Source organism: Nocardia sp. NPDC058497 (assembly GCF_042720195.1).
Taxonomy (GTDB): Bacteria; Actinomycetota; Actinomycetes; order Mycobacteriales; family Mycobacteriaceae; genus Nocardia.
In genome coordinates, this window is the sequence record NZ_JBHXMY010000275.1 from 4246 (window position 1) to 7690 (window position 3445).

Consider the following 3445-nt stretch of genomic DNA (forward strand, 5'->3'; position numbering starts at 1 on the left):
CCGCCTCGACGCACCGGATCCGTCGCTGCTGGGGGCGGCAAACACCGCTAACGCCCGCCACTGTACCACCGGGGCCCCAAACCTGCTCTTAGACGTGTCTTGCCCGGCAGGAAAACCCTGCCGGGCACGATCACCACGAGTCTCAGGTGGCGGGCGCGAACTCCGGTTCGGTGACCCGAGCAACGGATTCGGTGGTGCGCCGCGCGCGGCGGCGACCGACCGCGACACCGGCCAGCGCGGGCAGGAAGATCAGCAGCATGACGAACGAGGCGGCGGACGTCAGTTCGAACAGCGCCCCGGCATCGCCGAGTTCGATCCTCGGCACCTGATCGAGCACCCAGCACACCGCGCCGCTGGCGAGCCCGGCGACGGCGCCGGCGGCCAGCCAGCGCACGGTGAGATCGGCGGCAGTGCCCGAACGGCCGTCGCGCATGCCCCAGGCCACGGCGACGGCCACGATCACCACGAGGCAGCCCGCCCGCCAGATCATGCCGTAGGTCGGCGCGGACGCCATCGCGAATCCGAGCAGCAGCCGTAAAGCGACGACCAACGCGCCGAGTACGGTGGCTCGCAACACCCAAGCGGTCATGAGCAACACCTTAACCGGTAAGAACTAGAACAGGTATCAATTCTGCGGATCAGGTGCTCGCGAGCGCCGCGGCCATCTCCGCGCGCGGCGCTGGCAGGCCGGTGAACTGCTCGACCTGACCGTAGGCCTGGTTCAGCAGCATCTGCAGGCCGCTGACGACGGTGTGCCCGGCCGCCTCGACCGCGGTGGCCAGCGGGGTCGGCCACGGGTTGTAGATCGCGTCGAGGACGACCGGCGCGACGGCAACGGCCTCGGCGATCGCGGCAGCCGCCTCGGCGGGCACAGTGCTCACCGCAGCCCCCGCCGACGCGCACACCGCCCGCACCCGTTCCGCGTCGAGCGGCACGACCGACGGCCGCATGCCGAGCTGTTCGGCCAGCGCCACCGCACTGCGGGCCCGGCCTGCATCGCGCGCGACGACGGTGACCGTCTTCGCGCCCAGTTCCGACAGCGCGAGCAGCGCGGGCCGCGCCGTGCCGCCCGCACCGAGCACCACGGCCTCGTCGATCGCCTCGACACCGCCGCCGCGCAGGGCGCCGAGCACGCCGTCGACGTCGGTGCAGTCCGCCCGCCACCCTGTCTCGGTGCGGACCAGGGTGTTGGCCGAGCCGACCAGCACGGCCCGCTCGGTGCGCTCGCCGGCGAAGGCCAGCGCGGCTTCCTTACCCGGCATGGTCACCGACAGCCCGACCCATTCCGGGCCGAGGCCGCCGACGAGGCCGGGCAGCCGCGCGGCATCGCATTCGACGCGCTCGTAGCTCCAGTCGAGACCGAGGGCACGGTAGGCGGCCAGGTGCAGCTGAGGCGAACGCGAGTGCGCGATCGGCTTGCCGAGCACCGCCGCCTTGCGACGCTCAGCCACCGTAGGGCCGGGAGCTGTCGAGGATGCCGCTGCGCTGCGCCTGGGAGACCAGACGCAGGTGTTCCTGATAGCTGTCGGTGAACAGGGTGGTGCCCTCCTTGTCGACGGTGACGAAGTACAGCCACGCCCCCGGCTCCGGATTCTCCATGGCCCGCAACGCCTCCAGCGACGGTGCCGCGATCGGGGTCACGGGCAGGCCCTGCATCGCATAGGTGTTCCACGCGGTTTCCGTGGCGCGGTCGGCGTTGGTGGTCGCCACCTCGGTGGTGTCGAGGGTGTAGTTCACCGTCGAGTCGAACTGCAGCATCTGGTCGACCTTCAGCCGGTTCACGATCACCCTGGCCACTTTGCCCATGTCCTGCGGCTTCGCCTCACGCTCCACAAGGGAGGCGGCGATCAGGGTCTGGTACGGCGTCAGGCTCGTGGCGGCACCCGACTGCAGCAGTCCGGTCGACTCGTAGCGCTGCACACTCGAGGTCACCAGCTGCCGCAGGATCTGCTGCGGTGTCCCGCTCGGGTCGAAATCCCAGGTGCCCGCCGCGATCAGACCTTCGAGCTGCCGGGACCGGTCCGGGGATTCCCGCACGCCCTTCATCGCCCATTCGGGCACGCCGAGTCCGGCCAGGTCCATGCTCGCGCCCGCGGCGTCGAGCTGTTCGTACGTCACGCATTTCTTGTCGGTGCCGTAGCAGCTGGCCTGGGCGACCTTGCGGTAGATGCCGTCGTATCGCCCACCGGTGCTCGCGTCGTGCTTGTCGTGCAGCAACCGGCCCTCGGAGACAGTCACATTGCCGACGCGCGACTTCCCGCCGACCAGCGTGGCGACGGCGTCGGCGGCCGGGCTGTTCACGCCGACCGCGTAGTAGCCGGGCTGCACGCTGTTCATGCCCGAGTTCCGCACGGCCGCTTCGTAGAAGGCTTCGCGGCTGGCGACCACGCCCTTGTCCTTCATGGTCCCGGCGATCTGCGTCGCGGTGTCACCGGAATGCACCTGGACGATGACGAGCGCACCGGGCGGGCCGGCGAAATCCTCAGGCGGGGCGAAGCTGCTCATCAGCTTGTAGCCGGCGAAACCGGCGGCGGAGACGAACAGCACGGCCAGAACCGCGCCGACGACCCAGAGATTGCGACGGCGGCGTTTACGCTCGGCCGCCTTGCGCGAGGCGATCCGCGATCGCTTGCTCCGCCCCGACGGACCCTTGCCACGGCCCGAGGCCTCCTTGCCACGCCCACGCACGGGCTTGGCACGCCCGGCGGCGCCTGCCCGGCCCGCGGGCGGCCCCTGGCCGACACGACGGGACGCCACAGCGGCCGGCTCGGGTTCCGGCTCGGGCTCGGGCTCGTCGTCGTAGACCTCGTCCTCGTAGCGCGGGATGACATCGGTGCCGTCATCGTCGTCCCAGCCGGGAGGCTGCTCGGCCGCGGGCGGCTCGTCGCGCGCCGCGCGGGCATCCAGGCCCCAGTCGTCGCGCCGGGGGTAGCGCCGATCAGCTTCCCGCGCCCGGTAGCGTTCCTCGGCCCTGGCCCATCGGTCGGTCATGCATCATCTCCGACCACGCTTGCCGTGTCTGCTGCGTCCTTCAACACCGAACTCCGCTCGTCCAACCATCCTTGCAGGATCGACACGGCTGCCGCCTGGTCGATCACCTGCCGCTGGCCACGTGCGCGAACTCCGCTGTCGCGCAGCGCACGTGCAGCAGACACCGTAGTCAAACGTTCGTCGGAAAGGCGTATCGGAATCGGGTCGATCACCCGGCGCAACTCACGGGCAAACTTACGCGCGATGGTGGCCGCTGTCCCGTTTTCACCGCGCAACGTGCGCGGGAGTCCGATGATCACCTCGACGGCTTCGTACTCCCGCACAATCTCGGCAATTCTTTTGATGTCGGCGGGTGGACCGGCCGCGCGCCCACCGGACTTCGCCGGTTTGGCGCGCGGCACGGTCTCCACCGGAGTCGCGAGGATACCGTCGGGGTCGCTCGAGGCGACCCCTG

General features: G+C 70.5%; 4 protein-coding genes. All 4 read right to left on the reverse strand.

Translation table 11 applies throughout. The annotated features are described in order from the left end of the window. Positions 1–142 precede the first annotated feature (142 nt). The gene (locus ACFWPJ_RS18860) at positions 143–589 is read right to left on the reverse strand and encodes a B-4DMT family transporter (RefSeq protein WP_378853005.1); all 447 of its coding nucleotides are present in this window, start codon (positions 587–589) and stop codon (positions 143–145) included. A 49-nt stretch (positions 590–638) separates the two neighbouring features. Then, positions 639–1451: a shikimate dehydrogenase gene (locus ACFWPJ_RS18865; protein WP_378853007.1), complete on the reverse strand. Its 813-nt coding sequence runs from the start codon at positions 1449–1451 to the stop codon at positions 639–641. Then, positions 1444–2991 carry an endolytic transglycosylase MltG gene (gene mltG, locus ACFWPJ_RS18870; RefSeq protein ID WP_378853009.1) on the reverse strand — a complete coding sequence of 516 codons (1548 nt, stop codon included), beginning with the start codon at positions 2989–2991 and terminating at the stop codon, positions 1444–1446. The genes ACFWPJ_RS18865 and mltG overlap by 8 nt, the downstream gene beginning before the upstream one ends. Continuing rightward, on the reverse strand, positions 2988–3445 hold a 458-nt coding region (ruvX, locus tag ACFWPJ_RS18875), incomplete at its 5' end, for a Holliday junction resolvase RuvX (protein WP_378853011.1). The genes ruvX and mltG, both read right to left, overlap by 4 nt.